Raw genomic sequence first — 26,176 nt, 5'->3', positions numbered from 1 at the left:
AAAAGGGTTAATATTACTACTAATTTTATCAAAAACTTATAATATAAGTAATATTGTCATCTAATGTTTAATGAATTTCAATAAATTACCTTTTTAATTCTAGATGAGTATACACTTTGTTAATATGTTTGGGTCAAAACCCAAAAGTAAGTTTATGCTTTCTATAGGAAAAGAAGGCACAATGTTACTATATTTTAAAAATGATACTTTAAATAAAAGATATTTTGCTAAGGACAAAAATAATAAAGTTGTTTCTGACTTAATTTCATGTCTCTCATCAGATAAAAAAGCACCCTTATATCTGGTTCTCAATCACACTGATCAGAACTATTTGCTACAGTCTATCCCAAGAGTAAATAGGATTAGTGCTTATCTATCAGCAAAAACAAAAGTAGAGCATTTTGCTCATAATAACGATATAAATTCTATTCTCTTGGTCGAAAAGCCGAATAAATTTAATCAAAACTGGTGGTATCTATTTGTTTCATCAAAAGCAAATCATTTAATAGAATATTGGTTGGACGTGTTTGTTGAAATAGGCTCTAACTTTAAAGGAATATTAATGTTTCCTATAGAACTAGTCAGTATAGAAAAAAAGATTCTACACAAAGATCCTAGTAACTGGAAAATTATAGTTGCTGCAACTAAAACAGGTGGCTATAGACAAGTGGTTCTTAAAGAGAACAAAATGATATTTACACGTTTAATACCATTTACTAATGATAATTTACCAGGAATCATTGCTGGTGAAATATATCAGGAAGTGAAAAATACAATTCAATCTTTAACTAAGTTTGGATTTGAAAAAAATGACCCTATCGACCTTTGCATCATAGTATCAGAAGCTATTAAATCTAGTTTATCAGTTATAAATTTTTCAGAGAATAGTGTGAACATATTGACTCCATATGAGCTAGGTAAACTATTGGGAGCAGAATTAGCTATATGCGAAAAAGATAGCTTTTGTGATACTACAATTTTGTTCCATAGCTTTAAGAATAAGCCAACAGATGTTTTTAATACAAAAGAAACTAAAGAATTTTATCTATTCAATTACCTTTATTTAAACTCTCCTCGGATTTTTCTATACCTCCTTTTGACTTTAATTGTAATTAACACCTTTTGTTTGCAAAATTTGTATTCAAATTTTAATGTTGCTGATAATTTATCTGCAACGAGGAGTGCTTTAAATAACAAACTAATAAAACTTAGCCAAAGCTATAATGTAAAAAAGATAGATGAAGTTTACGATTTTATTAATATAAATAATATTTTATCAAAAATAGAGTACTCTCCTCTCATACAGGTTAAGTATGTAGAAAAGCTAAAAGTACCAGATGTAGAGCTTCAATTATTTGAGTGGAATTATAATGAGGCAAAAAGTTATATTACCACAACTTTAAGGTTTAATTTTCAATCTGGTAAAGACATTTCTTATCAATACGAGAAACTACAGAAAAATTTAAACGATAATTTCCGTACTCATGATATTAGTATTTCTAGCTTACCTACTACTAAAGAGAAAAATCTATCTATTGATGTTGAAATAGGAGAGGCAATGTAGATTGATGACTATCTCTCAACTAAAAAGAAAAGCTACAATTCAGTGCATATATTACTTATTGTTATCTATTGTATTAATAGGGTTATCAACGTGTTTTATTATCTATAACAAAAAGGTTTATAATAAAAATCAAACTGCAGCTGAGGAAATACGCTCTATTAATTTACAGATCATTGAAATTCAAAAGAAAGAAGTCGTTCTAAATAAAAACCTAGATTTATGGAAAAGGATTTCTTCTTCAAACTTACATAGTAGCAGATACATTACAAATTTAAATTTTGAGCTTAACAAGCTATATAAAAAACACTACATGTTAGAACCTGAAATATCAATTTCTATACCTGAAGAAGCTGAACTCCACAATAAAAGTGAACATACAAAAGTAATAAGAAGTGAAGTGGTTCTAAGTTTAAGCTCAATTAGCGATAAGCATATTTTTTTATTTCTACAGTCTATTCCAAATCTTCCTGGTTATGTTATGATCAGATCTCTTACCTTGAATAAGCAGAGAAATATAGATGCTAAAGTTATAAACCAGATTTTAAGTGGTAATATGATAGAGATAGTGAGAGCTAGTATAGTTTTTGATTGGTATACCATATTAAGTAGATGAATATAAAGTTGTTTTTTATTTTTACGCTGCTATTTTTTAATTTTAGTGCATATTGCAATTGCGAAGATCTTGTAGAAAATATAGGGATTTGTAAAAAATATTCTTGCCAACAGCATATTAGTAATGAAGATTTTATTGAGCATAAAATATTAGGGTTAAATAGTGAAAATTTATGTGTATATATAGAAAGACAAGGCAATGATGAAATGGTCTGTCATCATTCTAATGATGGAATGATTATAGAAAAGAAGTACTTAAAAAGTATTTTAAAAGTTGGAAATCAAGAAATAAATGACTTCATTGATATAGCAAATTTGCGTGCGAAGGAGTGTTTTTTTATCAACAATTATTATATAGATCGAGACGATATAATAAAAGAGGCAGCAGAGAGTACTTTATCGCAATATGGTAGCATAAAAAGCATTTTTTTTGATGAAGAGCAGGTTAATAGAATAGTTAGTGAGATGGAAAAGTTTAACTTACAGTCTTCAGGAGTTACAGAGGAAGAAAATTTCAATTGTAAAGTAGTCAGTTTAGATTCAATTTTATACTTTTCCCCCGATACATGGAAAATATGGGTAAATGGAAAGTTGTTTATCAATACTAAGGATTTAAAAGTGCACTCAGTAACTGAAAATTATGTAACTTTTTCATGGGCTGTAAACCAAAAGATAACAAAAGAACGGATAAGCAATTCTAAAAATGTACATTTTGGACATGGAGGTATTATGTTTACGCTTTATCAAGAACAAAAATTTGATTTAGATAGTTTATCTATTAAATAATCTAATACATCTGCGCTTTTAGCTCAGTTGGATAGAGCGTTGCCCTCCGGAGGCAAAGGTCGTGGGTTCGAATCCCTCCAAGCGCGTTTTTAATTAAATTTGACAATAATACTCTCACATAAGATAATAAAGAGATTTATTTTAAAGCATAATTATGTCTAGTGGTACTATAAATAAAGTCATATTAGTTGGTAATTTAGGAAAAGATCCTGAAATTAGGACTACACAAAATGGAAAAGAGATGGCAAGTTTTTCGATAGCCACATCTGAAAGTTGGACTGACAAATTTTCTGGTACGCGCTCTGAAAAGACAGAATGGCATAATATTGTAATTTTTAGTGAAGGATTAGTAAAAATTGTTAAGGATTTTGCGCGCAAAGGTAGTAAAGTTTACGTTGAAGGTTCTCTGAGAACTAGAAAATGGACTGACCAAAATGGTAGCGAAAGGTATACGACAGAGGTGGTGCTATATAACTTTAATAGTGCCCTTACCCTTTTAGATTCACGCAACAGTATGTCAAACTCTGATTACAAGCCAAGTGAATACAAACAAAATGAAACAGAACAAAAAGATAAACACGGAAGTTTTGACAACGATATAAAAGACGAACTAATCGATGATGAAATACCATTTTAATAACTTCAATTGAAATCTACATTTTTATGGACTGCTTGTGTTACTCCTTTTAATTGCAGTGGAGATAGTATAGATTACCAAAGCTTGCAGCGTTTACTAACAATGCAAGATGAAGCTGAAAATGGTGTAGTCTTGCTAGGTAGCACAGGTGAAAGCTTATCACTTACTGATTCTGAAAAGCCCACATTAGTTGAATTTGTATGTGAGCTAAAATTAAATACAAAAATTATAATTGGTGTACCAGGAGTGAATCTATATCATACTCTTGAATGGCTTGATTTTTGCAAGGGTATGCCTATTCATGGCTATCTAATGACAACTCCCATTTATGCAAAGCCTGGAATCATGGGGCAAACTTTATGGTTTGAAAAGCTGCTTGAAAAAGCACATGTGCCAGCCATGCTTTACAATATTCCATCAAGAGCAGGAGTGAGTCTTCACGCTGAAACTGTACGCAACTTATCCAGCCACGAAAAATTTTGGGCTATCAAAGATTCAAGTGGCACCGTTGATACTTTAACTCAGTATAAGAAAGTTGCACCAAATATTGAGGTCTTTTGCGGAGATGATAATATGACACCCGATATGGCTGCTAAGGGTGCGGCTGGTCTGGTTTCTGTTGCTGCCAATGTTTGGCCACGTGTAGTACATGAATATGTTAAGCAATGCATGAGTGGCGAGAACCCTCAGGCAGACAGTTGGCAACAAGCTTGCAAAACTCTATTTACTGCCAGCAATCCAATACCTACTAAAGCACTCTTGCATGACATTGGGCTTATAGAACACAAAACTGTTCGTCTACCACTAAGCACAGAAGACTTGCCTTCTATTGAAACATTGAGGCAAGCTAATAAAATGATTCTTGGATGGAAAGAATTGACTAATAGCTAAAGCTAGGAACACACATCATCAACTTCTACACCTGCATCAAATAAACTAACTTGTTATAAGAAAACTAACCATTTGAAATTATTGTTGATATGACTTAATGAATAATTATTTTAGGTTACTAAGTTATTTAAGAAACTTTGATAATATTTAGCCCACTTACTTTTCTATTTTCCATGTCACGATGAGCCTCTATTATTTCATCAAATTTATATTTTTTATTAATTCGTACAATTAAAAGTTTTTTTCTTATCATTTCAAAAATTTCCATTGCAGTAAGCACTAACGTAAGTCTATTGTGCTTGTAGTGATATATCGAAGTTCCAGCTGCAAATAACGAACGCGAACTGAGTAAAGAGAAATTAATAGGAGCATTACCTGATATCTGCCCATAGGAAACATATATGCCAAACTTACCTAAAGATTCAAAAGAGAGCTTGCTTGTAGCGTAACCTATAGGGTCATACACCGCACCTACTCCTCTATTTTTCGTAATCTCCATGATTTTAGAAACGAAATCTTTATCATTGTAGTTTATTGCGTATGTGCAGCCACTTTGTAAAGCTATCTTCATTTTTTCGTCAGAGCTTATAGAACCTATCACTACACCTTTTTTATCCTTTGCCCATTGGCATATTATTTGCCCCAAACCACCATTAGCTCCATGAACTAGTACAAAAGCACCAGGCCTGATTCTATAAGATTGATTAACTAAATAGTGAGCTGTCATACCTTTAAACAATACTGAAGCAGCAACTTCATCAGGTATATCATTCGGAATTTTTATCAAATATTTCTGGTGTACAATGCGCTTTTCACAATATGCCCCTGGAGGAGCTGTGCAATATCCAACTCTATCTCCAACCTTAAGTCCATCACTAATTTTTTTACCAAGCTTTTCAACAACTCCTACTGCCTCTACTCCAAGTGCTGATGGCAGATCTTTAATTTTGCGTGTAGCTTTTCTGTGTTCTAAATCATAACGATTTAAGCCGATAGTTGTATGACGTATTAAGACTTCCTCATCTTTTGGCTCACCTATGCTCTTATCTACAAATTCTAATACTTCTGGCCCCCCAGTTTTTTTAATTTGTATAGCTCTAACCATGATAAATGTAAGACAAAAACTTTAATTATGTTATCTAGCAATTAATATTTTGCAAAATGTTATTTGGAGTTTATACACTACATAAGCGTATTGTTAATAGTTTTGAGGCACAAATTATGACAAACAGAGAAACTTGGCTTTATGGTGTTTTATTCAATGTGTTGTGTGAAGTGGATGAAGATGACGATTTAGATACCAATAATAAAAATAAAAGAAAGGTTAAAATGTAAAATGCAAAAATCAGATAAAAAAGGAGACTATTGTAAATATTTATATACTTCTTGGGAAAAAAAGGATTTGATATTAATCACAGGTTTGAGTTGAAAGATTATGATGGCTTTCCAATAGATAGTCTTTTTTCCATCGCCATTAACTATAAAACGTACACTTTAACAAATCTAGCGCAAGTTTTAATAAAAGCAGGAGCTAATGTGCAAAACGAAAAAGGATATTTATACCAAAATCCATTACTGACGGAACAAATAAGAAACATTACAAACTCGTTTAATAGTAGTACTGGAAATATTGACAATAAAATTACACAAAACATCTTCAAGTAAACCTATGGTATCGTAGATACTATTGCGTAAAGTATTGTATTTGATATATTGCCACAACCTTTCAACAGGATTCAGTTCCGGTGAATAAGGAGGCAAGTATATGATGGTAATGTTTTCCTGAATTTTCAAACTTTTTGATCTATGCCAACTTGCACAATCCATTACAAGAAAGGCTTCTTTCGTGCCTAAATCTTTCGACATCTGCTCCAGAAATATATTCATACAATCAGTGTTTACATATGGAGCAAGTAGGCTGATTTTCTTACCACTTCTTGGATTTACCGCACTTTAGATATAGAAATTTTGTCTACCAATTTTCATTTTAACCTGCGTTCTGACCCCTTTTTTAAACCATCCGTGTCCGATTTTTGAATGAGTCCCAAATCGTGATTCATCAAAAACCCCTCCCTTTTAGGGTGGAAATTGACTATTTTATTGAAGTATCTTTTAAACTCTTCTTGCTTGTTTTTATCTTGTTTATGGTCCATTGGCCTCGGTGTTATGTAAGAAAATTTCATCCTTTGTATCTCACGGTGCACTGTTGATTTGCTGATGTTTAGGCAATTTCCTCTGAGATTTTTATTTGTACTTCCTTAATAGTAATATTTGGATTTCTTTCTACCCATATTTCAATTTGCTCACGTTGATTTTTGTTTAATTTGCTTTTTCTTCTCCGCTGAAACGGGGCAAATAATTTTTCTACTCTACCAAATTTTAGATGCTTTATCCATTCAGTCAAAGCAGTCCTTGAAATTTTACATATTCTTGCCACAGCGCTTATACTACTTTCTTTTCCTGCTATCACCGCTTGTAACTTTTTTGAAACATATGCGTTATTTCTTACCTTTTAACATTTCTTTCGCTAAATTTACAACTCTTTCGTCTAATAGTTTTGACCTTAATGCCATTTATACCTCGCTATTTCACTTACTCTAGTATGACTTTTTCCCCATTATTCTCTATCTGTTCTTTCTATAGCGGGAATTGGTATGAAAAAGAGGTATTCAATATATTGTTGGAGAAGATGTTATTACCTAAATTGCCACTTGGCACAACCATAGTTATGGATAATGCTACATTTCATAAGACCACTAAAACAAAATCATTAATAGAGTCTTTTGGCTTTCACGTGCTGTATCTTCCAACATATTCACCAGATTTGAATCCCATAGAACACTGTTGGCATACCATCAAAAGCCGCCTCAGACCTCTAATGTATAAATGTACAGACTTACAACTTTTGGTTGGTAATACCATAATGGAAATTTATCCATTCATTTTAGAAAATACTATAGCTGACACTGGGATCACACTTGATTATGCAAGAAATCTAATGTTAAAAAACTCACAGTTATCCTAGTACTGCTTTATTATCTGCAGTATTTTCATGCTCGACAGAAAAGAGTTGAGTATTAACAGCTTCTTCTATTGATTTAGCCTGTTTATAGTCTTGACTTAGGAAATATATAGCCACTCCAACTGCTATTCCAGCAACAAGAGCAGATACTGCGAGTGCGCATAATATAATAGTCATTGAAGGGACTAAAGCACCACCAACACCGAGTCCAATGCCAAGAAAAACGCCAGGTATAATGCCAATCAAACTATTACATCTAGCACTTTCTTTTTTCAATTTAGCTTGGTTTTTCATACATTCAATGAGTACTTTTTTTGTATCTCCTTGAGCTAAATCTAATGGAATTTGCTTATTTACATTCTCTATCAAAGGATTTGCACCATATTCCAAAAGGGCTACTATAGCATCAGTATCATTACTTATAACAGCTTGGTGTAATAATGTATTTCCATTTTGACCTTGAAAATTTATCAATTTGTAGAAACTCTCAAGACTAATATGGCTATGCACTGCTTCATTTAAGATATCCATCACTCCTTGAAACGATAACTCCTTTTTTTTCCTCAGATATTGCACTATCGTGTGCAATGCAGTGGTGCAATATAGGGTATACTATCTTTTCTACTTCATTATTGATAACATCTCCATTTCTAGGGTATATATTTAAAAGAGCCAGTATGAATAACTCCTTGTTAATCACAATTTCCTTATTATCATTAAGATATTCTTGTAACTCTTTAATTTTTTCTGTAAATTTCTTTTCTTTATCATTAATGATTTTAAGTAAAGCAGTCATACCATCTCCTTATTCTAATTATATTAATTATATAATAAATTCTAATAAAAGTCAAATTTTTAATTAAAAATTTAATAGAACTTATTAGCAATTCCTACAAATGTCAAATAAATTCCGACCGCATCAAAAGAAACTCACAGGGTCAACATCTATTGTTATTGCAATGTTTGAACTCAAGTTACAGCAATGTTTCAGCTTTTTCTTTATAGACAGACTGTATTTATTGTGTATTTTGAGTAACACTCTATACCGATATTTATTATTTAAGAAATTTATTGCTGCTGGTGATGGGCCAAAAATTTCAAATTCTTTCAATTTCAAGTGCTGAGAGGTAGTTGAAAATTGATTATGCAAAAAGTTTGTTATCTCATTTGCTGCTTTCTGCGTTGCAAATTGATCCTTACCACAAACTATAAGCGCTATTAGCCTACTAAATGGGGGCATTTTAGCTTTGCGTCTTGACTCAAGTTCAATTTCATAAAACAAATCCCTTTTTTGCTGCTGCAATGCTTTTATTATCAAACTTTCAGGATTATTAGTTTGCACTATTACCGTTCCTTTTTCGTTGAACCTCCCAGATCTACCCGCAACTTGATGCAATAATTGATACGTCTTTTCTGCTGCCCTGAGGTCATAATTTTCAAGTCCTAAATCTGCATTTATCACTCCAACCAAAGTTAATTTAGGGAAATTATGCCCTTTAGCAATCACTTGTGTACCGATTATAATATTCACCTCTTCCTTGAGCACTGAGTCAATGACGCTACCAAGCGACTTCTGATCGCTGCTGATAATCGCAGTTTTTGCATTTGGTATTAATTTCACTATTTCTTCAACTAACCTTTCAATTCCCACACCATAAAGAAGCAATGACTGCTCACTTTGACAATTGGAGCATTTTTCTGGAAGTTTTGATTGATAAGAACAATGGTGACACAAAAGGACGTTCTTTTTCTTGTGGTAAGTAAGCCATACAGTGCAATTTGAGCAGGAAATTTTGTATCCACACTTTTTACAAACTGCAAGTTGTGCGTATCCTCTGCGGTTTAGAAAGAGCATAACCTGCTGTTTTTTCTCTATGGTTTGTTTTATTCCTTCGAAAAGTTCATTGGAAATCCATTGCTTATTATTTACTACTTTTATTTGTGGCAACTCTGCACCACCGAATCGTTTAGTCAATTTTACATGATTGTAATTCCCTTTTTTAACATGATAAATTGTTTCAAGTAGCGGAGTGGCGGATGATAAAATAATCGAAATATTTTCGAGCTTGGCTAAGATAATGGCCATATCTCGAGCATTATATATAATCCCCTGTTCTTGTTTAAAGGATGAGTCATGCTCTTCATCAATGATGATTAATTTTAGGTTTTTATAAGGTAAAAAAAGTGCTGACCTTGCCCCAATAATGATCTGCGCACTTCCATTTGCGATACTGAGCCAATTATTTCGGCGAGCTTTGGGAGTAAGTCCTGAATGCCACTCAGCTATATTTCCAGATATCTGACTGTGAACACGATTTACTAATTGTGAAGTTAGGACAATTTCTGGCAGAAGGATCAGGACTTGTGCATCGTTTACGATTTCAATTAACCTTGCAATCACAGAGAGATAAACTTCCGTTTTTCCAGACCCGGTTTCACCGTCAAGCAAAGTCACTGAATACTCATTCAAATTACTTATTATCTTATCGCGAGCTGCTTGCTGCTCAGGGCTTAATTGGCAATCTATTTCACTTATTTCCTGCTTTTGCTTAGTGAAAACTAACTTATCTATCTGATTTACCTTTAATACTCCTCCCATTATCACTTTTGCAAGCATACCAATAGGTATTACATTATACTGCACAACCCACTCTGCAAATTCGATCAGTTTTGGTCTGATGCTCGGTAACTCGATCTTTTGTTCAATGCATTTTAATTCTCGATCACTCTTGCCGCTATATTTCCAAACTATTCCAATCAAACGCTTTCTTCCAAACGGCACCACTACGTAATCTCCAATTGAAACTTCAGTATCTTTCTCAATTGCATATGAAAATAGCTGATCAATTGGAAGTGGTAGTAATACGTCAACTATTCTTGTCATAAGTTAGCGCTGTTTTTAGATACATAAAGAAGCCTTAATGCTTTTTTCATAGTACACAATTTATAATCATAAATATTGGAAATGTGAGGAAATTCTGTATGTTTAGCGATAAAATAGTCCTAGACTTTGAAATAGAAAAAGGTGACCGAATAGATCGGTGTTACTTCTCTACACGCATCAAACTTACAGATAAGAGCAAGAGTTTTCTATGTGAAAAGCTCGGTAAACCTAACAATTTAGATGATTACTTTAATCTTAATCCTGAGAATTTTTATATTTATTAAAACAAATATAGTGGGCACTATGGTATAAATGAGCTGTATGTCAGAGATAATAATGGTGATAATAATGGTAGATATTTAGCTACTAAACTTCCACTTGATCAGAGCGGATTTTCGATAGAGTTATCATTCGACGAGGTGAATTATGGCTTTTATCCTATGTATGCAATCTATAACCCCACTCAATATGACAAAAAGCAGGAAAAGAGCTTTGAAGATAATGGTGAATTGCAGCCGTTTGTGTCAATTGTATTGGATTACTTTCTAAATGGCTTAACCATTCAAGATATGTTTTTGCAAATACAAAATGAGCTTGTTGAAAAAGAAATAAAATTAGAAGAAGACAGAAGAAAAGCAGAGAAAGAATTAAGTCAAAAGAATGAAAAGTTAAGAGAACTCATAGAAAATGATGAGATTAAAGTACTTAAAGTAATAAAAGTCCATAGTACTGGGAATGGACGTTCAGCGGCAATTTTGCAGCTTGATGGTGATCTTGATGCAAGTAAGTACTACATAGCAGAGTATGAAGGCAATGAATACTTACATTGCACGAGCTCTGGTTATGACATACTGCTTGACCAGAGCGATTTATTTTTTGTTCTGAATAGCAGCTCTTATCTTGAACTTGAAAGCGGTTTCTACTCAATACTTGCTGGCAACTATGCTAAATATCTCGATACTAAGAATCTGCTTTTTAGCGATGATCAACTATCTAAGCAGTTATGCAAAAACAAGGTAAAGGCTGAATCTACAGTTAACGCATTTTTCTCAAGACTTATTTATAGTGAAAATTTTTAAGAGGTGAATATGAAATTTAAAACAAATTCTGAATATGATAAATCACAAACTTTGATTAAAAAATTATTTCCAAATAAAGAAAGTATAGTAATAAACGATCAGCTTACAATAGAAGTAAAATATGGGGGATTAGCTAGTTATCACTGCCATTAAGTTAAGGGAAAGAGAAGTTAAGATTGGACAAAAAATTTGAAGTGATTGATAATTATGGTAAATACTAGGGTGAATTTTTAAGAAAAGGGAGTCTGAAAAGTGCAAGTTATTTAAAAAAGTAATAATTGCAGGTTATTTTGCAAAGAATGTACTAATACAATGATACTGAAAAGATATCTTGAATTTAAAACACATGTTTTCTAGCTCTTTTCTGGTAGTTGAGTGAACGAATATCAGATATCTTATGACGATCAACTCTTCTCCCTTTTCTCACCACTAAAGTGTTCATCAAAAATAACTGTGATAGTCGATACATAATGCAGTCTATGTCTGACTCTGTAGAAAAAATATCAAAGGATAAGTTTTTAATCGCATTAAATGAGACAGATTTATTGATGCTTTTTTTTTAGTTTACTATTCTGTGAGCTCAATGTCTCTTCATCATCTTCTATCATGATACTTTCTAGATTACTGATGAAGATAGTTGACCAAAAATCCTGCTTGATAGTTTCAATACTTTTTCCTGTGAAATTCTCTAAATTTAATCTTCCCTTCAGCCTAGAAAAAAATGTTTCTACTCCCCAGCGCAAGTAATATAATCTCTCAAACTCTTCAACTGTAAAACGTTTCTCATCTAACAGAGATGTTACTAATACTTCAACTTCTCCAGAAGAAAGTATTATTTTGACTAACCTGAATTTCATCTCATCAGGTAATCCTAGCTTTCGTAGCTGTCTTGCTACTTTAATAGGTGCGGTAGACACTACCACCGTACTAGATGGGCTTTCCGGCTTAAACATAGCGTTTATTTCATTGAAAGACGAACTTGAACAGCGAATTATATAATTGATTTTCCTTCCTGTAAGCTCAGCAAGAAATCGATAAGATACGTATCCTCTATCACAGATTAACAAATCGTCTGATTTTATGGATTCAAGCATACCGATCGCTAAATCAACCTCATAGCTGTCACCTCTACTTAGCACAGATTTTATTGCAATATTATTTGGCACATCGTAGCAAACTTCAAAGGTTGCACTTGTATAGTCTTCAAATCTCTGGATTCGATTTCATACTGCTCTTGAGCCAAACTCGCCTATTATTTTGTCGCTCTTTGGCAGAATCAGTATTGAAGCATCAAATGCAAGTACTCTGAAGCCATGGTGGGTTTTAAATTCCTGATCTTGTTAGTATAGGGAAACTATAGTATTTTCTAAAATGAATGGATAAATTTCCATTATGGTATTACCAACCAAAAGTTGTAAGTCTGTACATTTATACATTAGAGGTCTGAGGCGGCTTTTGATGGTATGCCAACAGTGTTCTATGGGATTCAAATCTGGTGAATATGTTGGAAGATACAGCACGTGAAAGCCAAAAGACTCTATTAATGATTTTGTTTTAGTGGTCTTATGAAATGTAGCATTATCCATAACTATGGTTGTGCCAAGTGGCAATTTAGGTAATAACATCTTCTCCAACAATATATTGAATACCTCTTTTTCATACCAATTCCCGCTATAGAAAGAACAGATAGAGAATAATGGGGAAAAAGTCATACTAGAGTAAGTGAAATAGCGAGGTATAAATGGCATTAAGGTCAAAACTATTAGACGAAAGAGTTGTAAATTTAGCGAAAGAAATGTTAAAAAAGGTAAGAAATAACGCATATGTTTCAAAAAAGTTACAAGCGGTGATAGCAGGAAAAGAAAGTAGTATAAGCGCTGTGGCAAGAATATGTAAAATTTCAAGGACTGCTTTGACTGAATGGATAAAGCATCTAAAATTTGGTAGAGTAGAAAAATTATTTGCCCCGTTTCAGCGGAGAAGAAAAAGCAAATTAAACAAAAATCAACGTGAGCAAATTGAAATATGGGTAGAAAGAAATCCAAATATTACTATTAAGGAAGTACAAATAAAAATCTCAGAGGAATTTGCCCTAAACATCAGCAAATCAACAGTGCACCGTGAGATACAAAGGATGAAATTTTCTTACATAACACCGAGGCCAATGCACCATAAACAAGATAAAAACAAGCAAGAAGAGTTTAAAAGATACTTCAATAAAATAGTCAATTTCCACCCTAAAAGGGAGGTGTTTTTTTTGATGAATCACGATTTGGGACTCATTCAAAAATCGGACACGGATGGTTTAAAAGGGGTCAGAACGCAGGTTAAAATGAAAATTGGTAGACAAAATTTCTATATCTAAAGTGCGGTAAATCCAAGAAGTGGTAAGAAAATTAGCCTACTTGCTCCATATGTAAACACTGATTGTATGAATATATTTCTGGAGCAGATGTCGAAAGATTTAGGCACGAAAGAAGCCTTTCTTGTAATGGATTGTGCAAGTTGGCATAGATCAAAAAGTTTGAAAATTCAGGAAAACATTACCATCATATACTTGCCTCCTTATTCACCGGAACTGAATCCTGTTGAAAGGTTGTGGCAATATATCAAATACAATACTTTACGCAATAGTATCTACGATACCATAGGTTTACTTGAAGATGTTTTGTGTAATTTTATTGTCAATATTTCCAGTACTACTATTAAACGAGTTTGTAATGTTTCTTATTTGTTCCGTCAGTAATGGATTTTGGTATTACAAGGAGAATGCTAAAATTAGAGTGTTTTCTAAAATTAAAGATGGAGAGGTTGAGAAAACACTTTCAAAGCAGCAAATTGTAGAATTTTTAAATTTATTTACTAATATAAGGAATCAAGGAAATAAAGAAATTGCTATCAGTAAAAATATAGAACGTGGTATCGTTGAAGATATAGAAGGTATACGTAGAGAAAATGGTAGATATGTATATAAAGCGCCAGATTTATCAGCTGAAGAACAATATAATAAATTATTTGAAAGTGAGCAAGCCATTCAATTTCATTTGAATGATTTCATGTCAGATAGCATATCTGAAATTGGACAATTAAAAAGTAGATTTGAAGAAATTTTAGATTTTGACCCTGAAGAAGGGTTATGTCACCCATTAAATTACTTTATTACCTTTATAAGATTAGAGAATAGGAAAGATTTTGTTCAATTCCTCGAGTCTGGTAATATTATATCTGAACAAGATTTTATGGACTATATTGATGGAAGAAAAGAACAAACGATTGAGTTATTAATGATGCAGTTTTTATTGCAATTCTTACCTGTTCTCGATGTTCAGAGCATTGAAAGGCGAGAAGGAGATCCATTTTATGATGAGACGATATATGAACAAGCATGTAACGATTTATCTTCAACAGAGGTATGGGTCTATACTAATCAAGAACAAATCAAACGTGCTTTAAATGATGTGAAGATAGGATGCTACTTAGAATTTAGTTTTTCTTGTTATGCTTGTAATGGAGCAGATGATGAAGATGACGAGAATATTGCTCATTCTATGTTGGTATATAAAGCAGAGAATGATAAATACATATTTTTTGATCCTAGTAAAGGAGCGATTGGCTTTTGTCCTGATACAGGAGTTGCTAATTTTACATTAGAGGAAGTTTGTAGGGCAATAGAACTTGCTGTAAACCATTATTCATATAATATGTATGTTGAAAATTCTCCAGATTATTGCGAAATTTTTATTACGCTTAGAAATGCAACGCTGATGTTAAAGAAAGCTGAAAAGCTTTATGAAATAACAGAAAGAACAAATTCAAAAATAATTGATATATCAGTTGATAAAGGCATGAATCAATTGTTGTTCACACCTGCAAGTCTGTGAACGTACATATCTTGATCTTTTTTGTTATTTACAAAGTATAGACATCAACTCATCCCATTCTCTTTTACCAATGCCACTTTCTTCTCTCGTAACATTTTCTCCTTTTATTAGCTTGCGAATTATTTCAAGACCAGTTTTTGAAATACAGGCTGATTTTAAGGAGTATTCAATGAAAGCATTATAGGCCAGCGGGACCCATTTCTTTACTATGTCCAACATAACTTCTGCATAGACTCTAATTTCATATTGGGCGTGCTGATCAGCTCTAAGCCTTAAAAAGTGAAGAAGGTTGTGTAAATCTATTTTCCAATAAAACTGAGTATAGTAATTAAGTGTTAGATTAGTTCGGGCAATTTCCCTTGCAAGGCCCTGTTCAATAAATTTCTCATAATGAGAATATACTAAATTAGAATCATTTATTAGAGAATCTATTATTTCTTTTGAAGTACTTGAGTCAAAAGCTTCACCGCTGCCTTGTTTATTATTATCAGATTGTTTTGCAACCTGTTCTGGTATATAAAATTCATTATCAAGTATCGAATACCTTCCGGAATATTCATTCACATTTGCAGTTCTGTGTCTTATCCACTGTCTTGCAATAAAAATTGGAAGTTTCACGTGAAACTTAATTTCACACATTTCAAATGGAGTTGTATGATGATGTCTCATCAAATATTTTATAAGCGCTTCATCTTGATTTATCTGTTTTGTTCCTTTTCCATAAGAAACACGAGCGGCTTGAACTATGGCGCTATCAGAGCCCATATAATCAATCACTCGAACAAATCCATGATCTAACACCTTATGTTCTTCGTATAGAATGTCATCTATTTCTTTTACTGTAGCTCGCTTAGTTGTCTCATTCATAATATATCCTCAAGATGAAACGAAAATATCAGCCCCGCATGAATTGAGTTTTTCGTGCATTGCTTCATAGCCTCTCCATAAATGATGTGAGTTATTTATTGTAGTTTCTCCTTTGGCTACCAAAGAAGCGAGAATTAAAGCTGCTGTTGACCTTAAGTCATTAGCATGCAGATTAGCTCCAGATAGGCTCTTTGTTCCACTTATAGTAGCTTTACTTTTTTCGATGCTGATATTAGCGCCTAATTTTCTTAGCTCATTTGCATGTGCAAATCTACTTTCAAAAACGTTCTCTTCAATGATTGATATTCCACCTGCAATTGACATAGCAGACATTAGTTGTGGTTGCATATCACTGGGAAAGTTAGGATATGGATTTGTTGCAACGTGAGCAGATTTAATAGAGCCATTTTTTCTAGAAATAATAATACCATCATCATGTAACTCAACTCTGGCTCCTATAGTCTTCAATTCATTTGCAATACATTCTATATCAGACAAACTTACTCCTTCTAACTTTAGCTCGCCGTCGGTAATGATAGCAGCCAAAGCATAAGTACCGGCCTCTATGCGATCTGGTATTATTTTATGCTCACACCCATTCAATGCTTCAACACCTTCTATTGTGATTTTTGTATTATTAACTTCAATATTGGCACCCATAATCTTCAGAAACTCTATTAAATCAAGAACTTCCGGCTCGATTGCAGCATTGTTTATTATTGTTACTCCCTCTGCAAGTGTTGCTGCCATTATTATATTTTCTGTTGCACCAACACTTACTTTTTCAAATGTTATTTCTTTGCCTTGCAATTTCCCCTTTGTTGTTGCGGTTATATTACAGCTATCAATTTCAATTTTAGCTCCCATTGCTTCAAGTGCCTTAATATGAATGTCAACAGGACGTTTTCCAATATTACATCCACCAGGAAATACTGTTGAAACTCTACCAAATCTGCTGAGCATTGGACCTAGCATTAAAAAAGATGCTCGCAGTCTGCTTGCAATTTCATGTGATATTAAATAGTTATTGATATTGCTACAGTCAAATTCCAAAGTGTGATTTGCTTTATAGTCTTTATTGCATATAAAATTTACTTCTGCACCAAGACTCTTAAGCAGCTCAGACATCAAATGCACGTCAATTAAATCAGGTACGTTATGCAAAGTTATTGAAGAATCACTAAACAAGCTTGCCGCCATTATTGGCAAGACGGCATTCTTTGAACCATTAATCTTGATTTTTCCAATCAAGGGCTTATGGTTACTTCTTACTAATATTTTATGCATTTAATCAAGCGATAGAACTTATCAAGTAAGTATAATAGGTTAGCGGTAAAAGGCAAAATTTTGCTTTTTCTTCTTCTGTCATTCGAGTAGCTGACACTAGGATCCATTTCTTCATCATCATCAAAATGTTATATTTCAACATTACTTTTATGCTGACCAATTTAAATGGATTCCAGTTTCAGCTACTCGAATAACATTTTCGTAGTCGATTCAAAATAGCATAATTATAGCTCTTTTCATAATGGTCCAAACGGTTTAAAATAAGAGTTTATAGTAGTGAAGGTAAGTATGCCAGCAGCATATAGTTATGATTTAAGAAAAAAAGCAATGGAGGTACTAGACGAAGGGGAAAGCAGAGAAACGGTAGCAGAAAGATTTAAAATTGGAAGAACTACATTATGGGAGTGGCAGCAAAGAAAAAAAGAAACAGGAGATTTTCAGTCGAAAAAACTTGGAAATGGAGGTTATAATCATAAAATTACCGACTGGAATAAATTTACTGAATTTGCCAAAAAACATGGTGGAAAAACTCTATCGGAAATGGCTAAGCTTTGGAGTAATGTTAGTATCCCAACGATTCATCTAGCTCTTAAAAAATTGGACTCACACGCAAAAAAGACATATGGATACAAAGAAAGGAATGAAGAAAAACGTGCTGAATTTTTGAAAATTATAGCAACGAAAGAACCTCAAAACTTAGTATATATAGATGAATCTGGTATTGATAATACCGAAGACTATCCCTATGGATATTCTCAGAAAGGACAGCGATTTTATGCCCTAAAATCTGGAAAGAAAACTCAACGAATTAGCATGATTGCAGCTCTAAATAGTAGAAAAATAGTTGTTCCGTTAACATTTGAGGGCCATTGTAATATGGATATCTTTAATAAATGGTTTGAGCAGTTTTTGACACCTATTTTGGAACCTGGACAAACTGTTATCCTTGATAATGCTACTTTTCATAAGTCTAATAAGATTACTGAACTTGCTAAAGAAGTTGGTGCTGAAATTTTGTATCTTCCTACGTATTCCCCAGATTTCAATAAAATTGAGCATCATTGGTTTGCTATAAAAAATAGAGCTAGGAAAAACATCCCTCTATTCACATCTTTTCGTCATGCTGTTGATTCTGCTTTTCTATGAACTTTCCGGACTATTATGAAAAGAGCTATATCTACACCTTTCCAAAGATGAGAGACGCGTTGGTACCACCAAAACCAAATGAATTAGAAAGCGCATATTGAATTTTATGCTCTTGAGCTTTAAGTGGTACAAAATTTAAATCACACCCTTCTGAAGGTTTGTGTAGGTTTAAAGTTGGTGGAACAATTCCATTGTTTAATGCAAGGATACTAAATATTGCTTCAACACTTCCTGTGGCACCAAGTAAATGTCCTATAGAAGATTTAGTCGAGGAAACAGGTATTTTATAGGCATAGTCACCGAATAACTGCTTCATTGCTATTACTTCTATTTTATCTCCAAGCGGTGTCGATGTACCATGTGCATTGATATACCCAATTTGACTTGGGCTGATTTGTGCATTCTTTAAAGCAAGCTCCATTGCCTTAAATGCGCCTCTTCCTTCTGGATGAGGTGCTGTGATATGATGTGCATCTCCTGTTAGTCCATATCCAGTGAGTTCCGCATATATTTTTGCTTTTCTTTTTTTTGCATGTTCATACTCTTCCAGCACTAATATACCTGCTCCTTCGCCCATGACAAATCCATCACGTTCTTCATCCCATGGCCTTGAGGATTCTTCAGGATTATCATTGAATTTAGTTGATAACGCCTTCATCGATGCAAAACCTGCAATTCCAACTCTGCATAACGCACTTTCTGCTCCGCCTGCAATCATAATGTCAGCTTCACCGAGTTTTATAGCTCTTGCTGAGTTTACAATCGCATGCGCACCTGTTGCACATGCAGTTACCGCTGAGTCATTTGGACCTATAAATTCGTATTTAATAGAAATATGACCAGATATCAAATTTATTAGACTTGCAGGAACAAAAAATGGGCTAACACGTCTAGGCCCCTTCTCCTGCATGGTAATTACATTTTCCTGAATTGATGGAAGACCACCTATACCAGAACCAATAGCTACACCTATTCGCTCTTTATTAATATTTTTATTTTCCAAAATTAGTGAATCATCTACTGCCTGAATAGCTGCTGCAACGCCGTAGTGAATAAAGCGATCTGTTCTTTTTAGATCTTTCTCAGAAATATAATCTAATGGATTGAAATAGTTCTCAATATCATCAGATTGCATTGGAACTTGCCCTGCAACTCTGCAAGCAAGATCAGAAGAATCAAACCTATTTGTATTGATTGCTTTGATGCCAGATTTACCTTCTTTCAGCTTTGACCAGGTGTTATTAACATCTGCTGCTAGTGGAGTAATTAAGCCAACACCGGTAACTACTACTCTTCTGCTCATTCAACATCAATTGTTTGCTTTGTTTACTACATATTCAACTATCTGTTCCATAGTTTCCATTTTTTGTGCATCTTCATCAGGAATCTCTATACCAAATTCTTCTTCAGCTGCCATGATTATTTCAACTGCATCTAAACTATCTGTGCCATGGTCTGAAAGCTTTGAAGAACTACCAAATCTCTCTACATCCTTACTGATGTGCTCTAGTATAATCTTCTTTACTTTTTCTTCTATATCTTCCCTAGTGCTTTTTGCCAATTCGCTCATTTCTTACTAAAAAATAACCTATTCTCTGATGTTATAAGAAATTTTGATGTTTGCAATAGCTTTTATGATTATATAAACTATTAAAAACTTCCTATCTCTTAGCACTCGATAGTTAATGAATTTAAAAATGCTAGACGAAACAACAAAAAATTTGCTTGTTGTAGAAGTGAATAAGCTCTTACCTGAAAATAGCGAGAATAAATTTATATCAGCTATGCGTTATGTGCTTCTTGCTCCTGCAAAACATATACGTTCTTTTTTAGTTATAGCATCTTCGTCGATATTCAACATAAAGGTTGAAAAAGCAATAACAGCAGCAGCAGCAATTGAATTTATTCATGCTTACTCTCTAATTCACGATGATCTACCATGCATGGATAATAGTGACACTCGAAGAGGCCAGCTGAGCTGCCACAAAAAATTTGGTGAAGCAACAGCAGTACTGGCCGGAGATGCACTACTTACTTTGGCTTTTGAGGTATTATCTTCGTTAAATTGTGAGATCATCAAAGTGCTCTCTCAAGCGATAGGAGTTAGGGGAATGGTGGGAGGACAGATTTTGGATATAGATGCAGATTTGAATAAAATAAAGGAAATTCATTTGATGAAAACTGCAAAACTATTTGCAGCTTCATGCGAAATAGGGGCTATAATAGGCAATGCTACAACCAAGGAGCGGAGAGCGTTATATAACTATGGAATAAATCTGGGGCTTATTTTTCAAGCTAAGGATGATATTGAAGATTATGAGCAAGATAAAACAAACAATTTAATGTCCGTGCTTGGCAAAAATGAAATGGAAAACTATATAGATAGTCTCTTTAAACAGGCCTCAGATAATTTAAGTACGCTTTCAGGGAATACTAATGACTTATATGATTTATTGAATCAAGTAAAAAAAGATGGTTAAAAAAATTATATTACAAATATTTATCTTTCTAGTAATGGTTCTCACTTTAGCTTCTGTTTTTATAATCACTATTGTTTATATAAATAAAGATAAACCGGAAAAAGAGGACAAGCTTTACGAGATAAATGCCACACATGATGGTTTAACACAGACGATAGCACGTTATCTAGTAAAGCCCATACTTGAATCAGCACTTGATCGCTATATTGAAAAGCATGGGCTAGCAGAATATTTAGAAGAAATAACACAGCAAAAGGAAGAAGAGACGATAAAATTTTATGAAATTACTGAAGGCAGCGGCAGTAAGGCTTTCTGTGGCCAAGAAGTCCTGCTACAAATGTACAAAATATCCAACAATCTGGCAGCATTACCAAGTCAAGTCTCTGATATTACTCTGAGAATAGGTGAAAAAGAAGTGAGTTTGGGGGTAATAGGTATGAAAGAAGGTGGAGAGCGTGTAGTTACTATTGCCGCTGATGACAACAAAATGAGTTTTAACTCTTATTACATCAAACTGATTGAAGTAAAAGATAAATATCCTGATTCAGTAAATAACCTAATGATTTTTAATGACTTAATTAACAAAACTAGAAAACAAGTAAAGTGTGGTGATGAGATATCGGCTCAATATAGCATAAAGAGATATAATGGTGAGTATATAGTCAAAGATCAAACAGTGCAGTTTAAAGTTGGTGACAGAAAAATGCCGCTTGCTATAGAACTTGGAGTTGTGGGAATGAGAGCTGGTAATAAAAGAACAGTTCTTTCCCCACCTGATCTTTTAACTGATGTGTTAACAAAAGGCATAGATTGTGATATTGCAATAATTGATTTAAGCTTGAATTCTACTATTGAAAAATAGCTTAAAGAATTACGAAGTAAGAAAAAATAAAACTTCTTGAGTGCTATATATTACTTAAAGAAAAAGTTTCTTCTAAAGTATAAACTTAGATAAATCAAGCTGCTTTGAAATTGATTCAAGCTTATCTCTTACGTGCTTGCTATCTATAACAAATTTCTCATTATTTTTTTCAGAAGCGATAAAACTTATTTCATCTAAAAGCTTCTCCATGACAGTATGAAGTCTTCTTGCACCTATATTTTCTACTTCTCTATTAACTGTAAAAGCTATTTCAGCTATAGTTTCTATACCATCATCAGTAAACTCAAGTGTTACATTTTCCGTTTTCATTAAAGCTATGTACTGTTTTAACAAACTAGATTCTGGTTCCTTTAATATTTTTATTAAATCCTCTCGAGTAAGTGCCTTAAGTTCCACTCTAATTGGCAATCTACCCTGTAATTCTGGTAAAAGATCGGATGGTTTAGACAAATGAAAAGCACCAGATGCAATAAATAATATATAGTCTGTTTTTAGGGTGCCATACTTAGTTGAAACAGTTGTTCCTTCAAGTAGTGGTAACAGATCACGTTGCACTCCTTCTCTGTTGACTTCACCTTTTATTTCTGTACGTGCTGCAATTTTATCTATTTCATCCAAAAACACTATACCTTCATTGCTAACAAGATCAATCGCTTCTTTGATTATCTTGTCTTCATCCATTAACCTTTCGCTTTCTTCATTAATCAATATTTCACGCGCTTCTTTCACTTTAACTGTAATAGTTTTTGTTTTTTTGTTCCCATTAAACATCTTACCCACTATTTCTGTTACGTTCATCACGCCAATTTGCCCACCTGGCATACCAGGTATATCAAAAGTGGGTAGCATACCCTTGCTCTCCCTGACGTTAATAGAAACTTCTCCATCTTCAAATTCCTTATTTCTCAGTCTTTCTCTGAAAACTTTTTTGCTTTCCTCGGTTGCATCTTCACCAACCATGGAGTTGACTATTATCTTTTCAGCCAAACCTAAAGCTTTTTTAGTTAAGGCTTTACGTGCTTTTTCCTTAACTAAAACTATTGCTGCGTCAACTAAATCACGTATTATCGAGTCAACATCACGTCCAACATATCCTATTTCAGTAAATTTGGTTGCTTCAACTTTTATAAAAGGTGCACCAGCAAGCTTTGCTAAACGGCGAGCTATTTCAGTTTTACCAACTCCCGTATGGCCTATCATGAGTATATTCTTAGGTATAATCTCTTCACGTAGTGGAAGTGGTACTTTATTTCGACGCCAACGATTTCTGAGTGCAATAGCAACAGCACGCTTTGCGTCATTCTGCCCGATTATAAATCTATCCAACTCTTTAACTATCTTCTGTGGTGGTAGATCATCTAATAAAGCTTGTGAGCTTTGGATGCTGCTACTTTCTGTACCTTCATTTTCATAGAGGCCGTTTTTTTTATTGCAGTCATCATTATTATCAGATTGACCTACTACAGGTTGACCAGAAGAATTGGTACACAAAGTTCTTGACATATTACTCCTTTATTTTTTCAATAATTAGATTATGGTTTGTATAAACACATATATCGGCAGCTATCTTCATAGCCTTTTTTGCAATCTCCTCTATTGATATTCCTTCAACGTCAATCAAAGCTTTTGCTGCAGATAAAGCAAAATTTCCTCCAGAGCCAATGGCTGCAATGCCATCTTCAGGTTCAAGAACATCACCCGTTCCTGTAATGACCAATGAAATGGACTTGTCTGCCACGATCATCATAGCTTCTAATTTTCTCAGATATTTATCCATTCTCCAGTCTTTTGCAAGTTCAACACATGCCCTCATTAACTGTCCTGGGTGCTTATCAAGTTTAGATTCTAGCCTTTCGAAGAGAGTAAATGCATCAGCTGTTGCTCCAGCAAAACCGGCAATTACGGAATCACCAGAAAGACGCCTAACTTTTTTTGCTCCAGATTTTATAACGGTATGGCCTAGCGAGACTTGCCCATCACCTATTACTACTACATTTTTGTCTCTTCTAATTGACAGTATAGTAGTACCATACATTTCACTGCTGTCATGATGAATCATTTTTTTTGTTATTTTAATTCGTTATATTACATTAAGATTATAACTTATAATATAGTACTTTTCTTATAACATTTAAAGTGTAGATGCAAAACATAATTCATCCAAATCTGGAAAAAGATATAAATAATTGGTTCAAAACAAAATTTAATGGTTTTACATTACCATTTTATAGCTCCATAGATCTTAGGAATTCAGGCTACAAAATTGCTCCAGTAGACGCCAATTTATTTCCTGCAGGGTTTAATAACCTAAGTGAAGTATCAAAAGTGATAGCAGCAAAATTGATAAAAAGCTACTTCGAAACAAAACAATATAAAAAGGCCCTTATAATACCGGAGAATTACACACGAAATAAAATGTATATAGAAAATGTATTTGCCATAGAAAAGGTACTGCAACTCGCAGGTTTTGAAACTAGAATTGGCCTCTTTCATAATGAAACGTACAATTTAATAGAACAGTATGAAACTGTTGTGAAAGAAAACTCTTTGCTGAAGACAACTTCAGGATTTGTGCCTGATATTATTATACTGAACCGTGATATGACGAGCCACATTCCAGACACGCTAGAAAACGTAAAACAAGAGATAGTGCCAAGTCCATTATATGGCTGGCACAGTAGGCAGAAATTTCAATATTTTGAAATCTATCAAAAATTAGTGTCCGAATTTTGTGGCGAATTTAAAATGGACCCATGGCTTATTTCTGTGCTTACAGAAAGCTGTAATGGAGTTGACTTTAATGATGATTCATCACTAGGAGCAGTAGCGACTAAAGTTGACCAAATATTATCTCTAGTGCAAAAAAAATATGAGGAATATGAAATAAAAACACAACCTTACGTTTTTATCAAAGCAAGCAATGGCACATATGGAATGGGCATTATAACAGCAACAAGTGGAAAGGAAATATTAAATCTCAATAAAAAAAAGCGTCATAAAATGAAAAAGATAAAAGAAGGAATAGCAATCAATAGTGTTATTATACAAGAAGGTGTACCAACTATTGACATATTTAAAAGTAGTTCTGCAGAACCGCTAATATACTATATAGGAGATACTCCAACATGTTACTTATACCGATGTAATAGCAGGAAAGATGTATATTCTAGCTTGAATTCCACTGACTGTGAATTTTATGACATCAGCCAAGAAAATAAAACTTTGCCACTTTGGAATATTGTTAGCAAATTAGCAGTGCTAGCATTGGCAGTAGAAATTAAGTCTTTTCATCTCGAATAATTACTTTCTACAATGCTGCCATTATGCTGAATATGGTGAGCGTCATCAAATCCAGTAGAAGGATCAGTACCATTATTAGGTTGATTGACAAACTTATCGATGTTTGATACTAGATATGCTATACTTAGTATCAAACTGACCGTAACAGTTAAGTTTAAATTATAGATTATGCCACCACCCAAGTCTATCGGTATAGTTGCAATTTCCATTCTCTTTAATGTAAAGCTTAATAAGCCTAATGAAAAAGTGAATGTGCTAAACATAACATTCTTCTTGCATTTAGCAAGCTCAGCTTCACATTTCGTAAGTTCGTCATCACCCTTTTTGTATTTTTTACATGCTTCTTGATATTTTTTATGCACTTCCTTATATTCTTCGCACTTATAATAACAGCTTACGAATTCTGAAAATAGAAACAGAACTGCTGATGTTAAGCTAATATAACTTATTATATCTTTATTGTTCCCAGCTAGGAAATGAATGATTTTTGTCTGCATCAATATTCCTATGACACAGTTTGCCAAGAAGGCTGAGCTACCCACAACCTGTATTGGTTTTTCAGGTTCATTTCCCCCTTTACCATTCTGAAGTTTTTTAGATTTATATCCAGCTAAATTGAGACCAAAGTGAAGAGCAAATATTATTGATGTTGGTAGTTTTATGAACTTAGAAATATCTAATATAGTACAAATATTGGATCTGTTGTTATCAATAAACTCGCAACAGAATTGCAATGAAATTTTACACAATATGCCTGTTAAACCTACTGCAATACAATACATCTTTCTAATATCATGATTGTGAGCATCATGTATACTTTCTATAAATGTATTTGGCTTACCTTTTGGCATAAGTAG

The 26,176-nt window shown here is 33.5% G+C and carries 24 protein-coding genes, 1 tRNA gene and 4 pseudogenes; 15 read left to right on the top strand and 14 right to left on the bottom strand.

From position 1 onward, the window contains the following. Window positions 1-124: 124 nt before the first annotated feature. The 6 genes from M3L71_RS01475 (at window position 125) to dapA (ending at window position 4,490) form a co-directional block, all read left to right on the top strand. The gene (locus tag M3L71_RS01475) at window positions 125-1,564 is read left to right on the top strand and encodes a hypothetical protein (protein WP_280143793.1); all 1,440 of its coding nucleotides are present in this window, start codon (window positions 125-127) and stop codon (window positions 1,562-1,564) included. 4 nt (window positions 1,565-1,568) lie between these two features. Further along, window positions 1,569-2,177: a hypothetical protein gene (locus M3L71_RS01470; RefSeq protein ID WP_010406999.1), complete on the top strand. Its 609-nt coding sequence runs from the start codon at window positions 1,569-1,571 to the stop codon at window positions 2,175-2,177. Then, window positions 2,174-2,962, top strand: a complete 789-nt coding sequence (locus M3L71_RS01465; protein WP_280143792.1) for a hypothetical protein — start codon at window positions 2,174-2,176, stop codon at window positions 2,960-2,962. Before M3L71_RS01470 ends, M3L71_RS01465 begins: the two co-directional genes overlap by 4 nt. A 12-nt stretch (window positions 2,963-2,974) precedes the next feature. Further along, a tRNA-Arg gene (locus M3L71_RS01460) sits at window positions 2,975-3,048 on the top strand. A 68-nt stretch (window positions 3,049-3,116) separates the two neighbouring features. Continuing rightward, the gene (ssb, locus tag M3L71_RS01455; RefSeq protein ID WP_006014313.1) at window positions 3,117-3,599 is read left to right on the top strand and encodes a single-stranded DNA-binding protein; all 483 of its coding nucleotides are present in this window, start codon (window positions 3,117-3,119) and stop codon (window positions 3,597-3,599) included. Between the two features lie 9 nt (window positions 3,600-3,608). Continuing rightward, a complete protein-coding gene (gene dapA, locus M3L71_RS01450; protein ID WP_280143791.1) occupies window positions 3,609-4,490 on the top strand; it encodes a 4-hydroxy-tetrahydrodipicolinate synthase in 882 nt (293 codons plus the stop codon). Between the two features lie 127 nt (window positions 4,491-4,617). Here the strand turns inward: dapA and M3L71_RS01445 are convergent, their stop codons facing one another. Next, window positions 4,618-5,595 (bottom strand): quinone oxidoreductase family protein, encoded by a 978-nt coding sequence (locus M3L71_RS01445; RefSeq protein WP_280143790.1) that lies wholly within the window; start codon window positions 5,593-5,595, stop codon window positions 4,618-4,620. Between the two features lie 56 nt (window positions 5,596-5,651). On the opposite strand from M3L71_RS01445, the gene M3L71_RS01440 reads away from it, so the two are divergent. Continuing rightward, entirely contained in the window at window positions 5,652-5,825 is a 174-nt protein-coding gene (locus M3L71_RS01440; RefSeq protein WP_280143789.1) for a hypothetical protein, read from the top strand. A gap of 237 nt (window positions 5,826-6,062) precedes the next feature. Here the strand turns inward: M3L71_RS01440 and M3L71_RS01435 are convergent. Beyond that, window positions 6,063-7,063, bottom strand: a pseudogene (locus M3L71_RS01435) (IS630 family transposase). Between M3L71_RS01435 and M3L71_RS01430 the strand changes: the two are divergent. After that, on the top strand, window positions 7,057-7,515 hold the full coding sequence (locus tag M3L71_RS01430; protein WP_280143788.1) for a transposase: 459 nt from the start codon (window positions 7,057-7,059) through the stop codon (window positions 7,513-7,515). The pseudogene M3L71_RS01435 and the gene M3L71_RS01430 overlap by 7 nt on opposite strands. Here M3L71_RS01430 and M3L71_RS01425 read toward each other — a convergent pair. From M3L71_RS01425 to priA, 3 genes are all read right to left on the bottom strand, one after another. Further along, a complete protein-coding gene (locus M3L71_RS01425; RefSeq protein WP_280143787.1) occupies window positions 7,507-8,043 on the bottom strand; it encodes an ankyrin repeat domain-containing protein in 537 nt (178 codons plus the stop codon). The two genes, M3L71_RS01430 and M3L71_RS01425, sit on opposite strands and share 9 nt — an antisense overlap. After that, window positions 8,027-8,308, bottom strand: a complete 282-nt coding sequence (locus M3L71_RS01420) for a hypothetical protein (RefSeq protein ID WP_280143786.1) — start codon at window positions 8,306-8,308, stop codon at window positions 8,027-8,029. The genes M3L71_RS01425 and M3L71_RS01420 overlap by 17 nt, the downstream gene beginning before the upstream one ends. Before the next feature lie 123 nt (window positions 8,309-8,431). After that, window positions 8,432-10,396, bottom strand: a complete 1,965-nt coding sequence (gene priA, locus M3L71_RS01415; RefSeq protein WP_280143785.1) for a replication restart helicase PriA — start codon at window positions 10,394-10,396, stop codon at window positions 8,432-8,434. A gap of 440 nt (window positions 10,397-10,836) precedes the next feature. Here priA and M3L71_RS01410 point away from each other — a divergent pair, with 440 nt between their 5' ends. Further along, a complete protein-coding gene (locus M3L71_RS01410; RefSeq protein WP_280143784.1) occupies window positions 10,837-11,475 on the top strand; it encodes a hypothetical protein in 639 nt (212 codons plus the stop codon). Between the two features lie 337 nt (window positions 11,476-11,812). Here M3L71_RS01410 and M3L71_RS01405 read toward each other — a convergent pair. Together M3L71_RS01405 and M3L71_RS01400 are read right to left on the bottom strand one after the other, a co-directional pair. Beyond that, window positions 11,813-12,845 (bottom strand): annotated as a pseudogene (locus M3L71_RS01405) (IS4 family transposase); the annotation flags it as partial. A gap of 114 nt (window positions 12,846-12,959) precedes the next feature. After that, window positions 12,960-13,100 (bottom strand): annotated as a pseudogene (locus M3L71_RS01400) (transposase); the annotation flags it as partial. Window positions 13,101-13,216: 116 nt separating this feature from the next. Here M3L71_RS01400 and M3L71_RS01395 point away from each other — a divergent pair. Together M3L71_RS01395 and M3L71_RS01390 are read left to right on the top strand one after the other, a co-directional pair. Continuing rightward, window positions 13,217-14,221, top strand: a pseudogene (locus M3L71_RS01395) (IS630 family transposase). Next, window positions 14,196-15,356, top strand: coding sequence for a hypothetical protein (locus M3L71_RS01390; RefSeq protein ID WP_280143783.1), 1,161 nt, complete (start codon window positions 14,196-14,198; stop codon window positions 15,354-15,356). Before M3L71_RS01395 ends, M3L71_RS01390 begins: the two are co-directional and overlap by 26 nt. Window positions 15,357-15,380: 24 nt before the next feature. Here M3L71_RS01390 and thyX read toward each other — a convergent pair whose 3' ends face one another. Continuing rightward, a complete protein-coding gene (gene thyX, locus M3L71_RS01385) occupies window positions 15,381-16,223 on the bottom strand; it encodes an FAD-dependent thymidylate synthase (RefSeq protein WP_280143782.1) in 843 nt (280 codons plus the stop codon). 9 nt (window positions 16,224-16,232) lie between these two features. Beyond that, window positions 16,233-17,510 carry a UDP-N-acetylglucosamine 1-carboxyvinyltransferase gene (gene murA / locus M3L71_RS01380; RefSeq protein ID WP_280143781.1) on the bottom strand — a complete coding sequence of 426 codons (1,278 nt, stop codon included), beginning with the start codon at window positions 17,508-17,510 and terminating at the stop codon, window positions 16,233-16,235. 288 nt (window positions 17,511-17,798) lie between these two features. Here murA and M3L71_RS01375 point away from each other — a divergent pair, with 288 nt between their 5' ends. Beyond that, window positions 17,799-18,656 (top strand): IS630 family transposase, encoded by an 858-nt coding sequence (locus M3L71_RS01375; protein WP_280143306.1) that lies wholly within the window; start codon window positions 17,799-17,801, stop codon window positions 18,654-18,656. 31 nt (window positions 18,657-18,687) lie between these two features. Here M3L71_RS01375 and fabF read toward each other — a convergent pair whose 3' ends face one another. Together fabF and acpP are read right to left on the bottom strand one after the other, a co-directional pair. Next, window positions 18,688-19,959: a beta-ketoacyl-ACP synthase II gene (gene fabF / locus M3L71_RS01370; protein WP_280143780.1), complete on the bottom strand. Its 1,272-nt coding sequence runs from the start codon at window positions 19,957-19,959 to the stop codon at window positions 18,688-18,690. Window positions 19,960-19,965: 6 nt separating this feature from the next. Then, entirely contained in the window at window positions 19,966-20,226 is a 261-nt protein-coding gene (acpP, locus tag M3L71_RS01365) for an acyl carrier protein (protein ID WP_264375139.1), read from the bottom strand. 127 nt (window positions 20,227-20,353) lie between these two features. Between acpP and M3L71_RS01360 the strand changes: the two genes are divergently transcribed. Beyond that, complete coding sequence (locus tag M3L71_RS01360; protein ID WP_280144086.1) at window positions 20,354-21,136, top strand: polyprenyl synthetase family protein; 783 nt, start codon at window positions 20,354-20,356, stop codon at window positions 21,134-21,136. Next, window positions 21,129-21,998, top strand: coding sequence for an FKBP-type peptidyl-prolyl cis-trans isomerase (locus M3L71_RS01355; protein ID WP_264375137.1), 870 nt, complete (start codon window positions 21,129-21,131; stop codon window positions 21,996-21,998). The genes M3L71_RS01360 and M3L71_RS01355 overlap by 8 nt, the downstream gene beginning before the upstream one ends. Window positions 21,999-22,070: 72 nt before the next feature. Here the strand turns inward: M3L71_RS01355 and hslU are convergent, their stop codons facing one another. Next, window positions 22,071-23,522 carry an ATP-dependent protease ATPase subunit HslU gene (gene hslU, locus M3L71_RS01350; RefSeq protein WP_280143779.1) on the bottom strand — a complete coding sequence of 484 codons (1,452 nt, stop codon included), beginning with the start codon at window positions 23,520-23,522 and terminating at the stop codon, window positions 22,071-22,073. A gap of 1 nt (window position 23,523) precedes the next feature. Next, window positions 23,524-24,078: an ATP-dependent protease subunit HslV gene (gene hslV / locus M3L71_RS01345; RefSeq protein ID WP_280143778.1), complete on the bottom strand. Its 555-nt coding sequence runs from the start codon at window positions 24,076-24,078 to the stop codon at window positions 23,524-23,526. 83 nt (window positions 24,079-24,161) lie between these two features. Between hslV and gshA the strand changes: the two genes are divergently transcribed. After that, window positions 24,162-25,319, top strand: a complete 1,158-nt coding sequence (gene gshA / locus M3L71_RS01340) for a glutamate--cysteine ligase (protein ID WP_265030757.1) — start codon at window positions 24,162-24,164, stop codon at window positions 25,317-25,319. On the opposite strand, the gene M3L71_RS01335 is transcribed toward gshA, so the two are convergent. Beyond that, entirely contained in the window at window positions 25,307-26,170 is an 864-nt protein-coding gene (locus M3L71_RS01335) for a hypothetical protein (protein WP_280143777.1), read from the bottom strand. The genes gshA and M3L71_RS01335 overlap by 13 nt on opposite strands. Between the last annotated feature and the right edge of the window lie 6 nt (window positions 26,171-26,176).

The organism is Wolbachia endosymbiont of Frankliniella intonsa (assembly GCF_029856955.1).
GTDB lineage: Bacteria > Pseudomonadota > Alphaproteobacteria > Rickettsiales > Anaplasmataceae > Wolbachia.
The sequence above is the reverse complement of the archived record's forward strand: the minus strand, read 5'-3'. Positions and strand labels throughout refer to the sequence as shown.

Coding starts and splice junctions, on each gene's coding strand:
- M3L71_RS01475 (WP_280143793.1), top strand. CDS start 125: ATGTTTGGGTCAAAACCCAAAAGTAAGTTTATGCTTTCTATAGGAAAA.
- M3L71_RS01470 (WP_010406999.1), top strand. CDS start 1,569: ATGACTATCTCTCAACTAAAAAGAAAAGCTACAATTCAGTGCATATAT.
- M3L71_RS01465 (WP_280143792.1), top strand. CDS start 2,174: ATGAATATAAAGTTGTTTTTTATTTTTACGCTGCTATTTTTTAATTTT.
- ssb (WP_006014313.1), top strand. CDS start 3,117: ATGTCTAGTGGTACTATAAATAAAGTCATATTAGTTGGTAATTTAGGA.
- M3L71_RS01445 (WP_280143790.1), bottom strand. CDS start 5,595: ATGGTTAGAGCTATACAAATTAAAAAAACTGGGGGGCCAGAAGTATTA.
- M3L71_RS01440 (WP_280143789.1), top strand. CDS start 5,652: ATGTTATTTGGAGTTTATACACTACATAAGCGTATTGTTAATAGTTTT.
- M3L71_RS01430 (WP_280143788.1), top strand. CDS start 7,057: ATGCCATTTATACCTCGCTATTTCACTTACTCTAGTATGACTTTTTCC.
- M3L71_RS01425 (WP_280143787.1), bottom strand. CDS start 8,043: ATGGATATCTTAAATGAAGCAGTGCATAGCCATATTAGTCTTGAGAGT.
- M3L71_RS01420 (WP_280143786.1), bottom strand. CDS start 8,308: ATGACTGCTTTACTTAAAATCATTAATGATAAAGAAAAGAAATTTACA.
- priA (WP_280143785.1), bottom strand. CDS start 10,396: ATGACAAGAATAGTTGACGTATTACTACCACTTCCAATTGATCAGCTA.
- M3L71_RS01410 (WP_280143784.1), top strand. CDS start 10,837: ATGTATGCAATCTATAACCCCACTCAATATGACAAAAAGCAGGAAAAG.
- M3L71_RS01390 (WP_280143783.1), top strand. CDS start 14,196: ATGTTTCTTATTTGTTCCGTCAGTAATGGATTTTGGTATTACAAGGAG.
- thyX (WP_280143782.1), bottom strand. CDS start 16,223: ATGAATGAGACAACTAAGCGAGCTACAGTAAAAGAAATAGATGACATT.
- murA (WP_280143781.1), bottom strand. CDS start 17,510: ATGCATAAAATATTAGTAAGAAGTAACCATAAGCCCTTGATTGGAAAA.
- M3L71_RS01375 (WP_280143306.1), top strand. CDS start 17,799: ATGCCAGCAGCATATAGTTATGATTTAAGAAAAAAAGCAATGGAGGTA.
- fabF (WP_280143780.1), bottom strand. CDS start 19,959: ATGAGCAGAAGAGTAGTAGTTACCGGTGTTGGCTTAATTACTCCACTA.
- acpP (WP_264375139.1), bottom strand. CDS start 20,226: ATGAGCGAATTGGCAAAAAGCACTAGGGAAGATATAGAAGAAAAAGTA.
- M3L71_RS01360 (WP_280144086.1), top strand. CDS start 20,354: ATGCTAGACGAAACAACAAAAAATTTGCTTGTTGTAGAAGTGAATAAG.
- M3L71_RS01355 (WP_264375137.1), top strand. CDS start 21,129: ATGGTTAAAAAAATTATATTACAAATATTTATCTTTCTAGTAATGGTT.
- hslU (WP_280143779.1), bottom strand. CDS start 23,522: ATGTCAAGAACTTTGTGTACCAATTCTTCTGGTCAACCTGTAGTAGGT.
- hslV (WP_280143778.1), bottom strand. CDS start 24,078: ATGATTCATCATGACAGCAGTGAAATGTATGGTACTACTATACTGTCA.
- gshA (WP_265030757.1), top strand. CDS start 24,162: ATGCAAAACATAATTCATCCAAATCTGGAAAAAGATATAAATAATTGG.
- M3L71_RS01335 (WP_280143777.1), bottom strand. CDS start 26,170: ATGCCAAAAGGTAAGCCAAATACATTTATAGAAAGTATACATGATGCT.